General features: G+C 69.9%; 1 pseudogene. It reads left to right on the top strand.

Features of this window, described 5'->3' with window-relative positions:
* Positions 1-1,258, top strand: a pseudogene (locus ACGFS9_RS32745) (2-oxoglutarate ferredoxin oxidoreductase subunit alpha); the annotation flags it as partial.

The following is a 1,258-nucleotide window of genomic DNA, read 5'->3' as shown; positions in this document are numbered from 1 at the left end:
GAGGATTTCGCGGTCGCCTACGAGGTGGCGCCGGCGGCGCAGACGTTCGCGCCGGGTACGTACCGCAACATCTCGGGGAATCTGGCGTTGTCGTACGGGTTGGTGGCGGCGTCGCGGCTTGCGGATCTGCCGTTGTTCCTGGGGTCGTATCCGATCACTCCGGCGTCGGATATTTTGCACGAGTTGAGCCGGCACAAGAATTTCGGGGTGCGGACGTTCCAGGCGGAGGACGAGATCGCCGGGATCGGGGCGGCGTTGGGTGCGGCGTTCGGCGGGGCGTTGGGGGTGACGACGACGTCGGGTCCGGGCATCGCGTTGAAGTCGGAGACGGTCGGGTTGGCGGTGTCGTTGGAGTTGCCGTTGCTGGTGGTGGACATTCAGCGGGGCGGGCCGTCGACGGGGTTGCCGACGAAGACGGAGCAGGCGGACCTGTTGCAGGCGATGTTCGGTCGCAACGGGGAGGCGCCGGTGCCGGTGCTGGCTCCGGCGACGCCGGGGGACTGTTTCGCGGTGGTGGTGGAGGCGGCGCGGATCGCGTTGGTGTACCGCACGCCGGTGTTCGTGCTCTCCGACGGGTATCTGGCCAACGGCAGTGAGCCGTGGCGGGTGCCGGAGGTGGACGAACTCCCGGATCTGCGGGTGCAGTTCGCCCAGGGTCCGAACCACACGCTGGACGACGGCACGGAGGTGTTCTGGCCCTACAAGCGTGATCCGCACACGCTGGCGCGTCCGTGGGCGGTGCCGGGCACGCCGGGGCTGGAGCACCGGATCGGCGGGATCGAGAAGCAGGACGGCAGCGGGAACATCTCCTACGATCCCGCCAACCACGACTTCATGGTCCGCACCCGCCAGGCCAAGATCGACCGTATCGAGGTCCCCGACCTCACCGTCGACGACCCCACCCGCGACAGCGAGGGCAACCCCCCCACCGGCGGCGGCACGGACGAGCCGGCCGGCGAGGGTGGCGCCGTCGCGGACACCCTGGTTTTGGGCTGGGGTTCGACGTACGGGCCGATCACGGCGGCGGTGCGGCGGCTGCGGGCGTCCGGGGAGCGGATCGCGCAGGCCCACCTGCGTCACCTCAACCCCTTCCCCGCCAACCTCGGTGCCGTGCTGGCCCGTTACGACAAGGTGGTGATCCCGGAGATGAACCTCGGCCAGCTCGCCACCCTCGTCCGGGCCCGCCACCTCGTCGACGTCCGCTCCCTGACCCAGGTCAACGGCATGCCCTTTAAGGCCGAACACCTCGCCACCGCGC

The sequence above is a fragment of the Streptomyces sp. NPDC048566 genome (assembly GCF_043199735.1).
GTDB lineage: Bacteria > Actinomycetota > Actinomycetes > Streptomycetales > Streptomycetaceae > Streptomyces.
The sequence above is the reverse complement of the archived record's forward strand: the minus strand, read 5'-3'. Positions and strand labels throughout refer to the sequence as shown.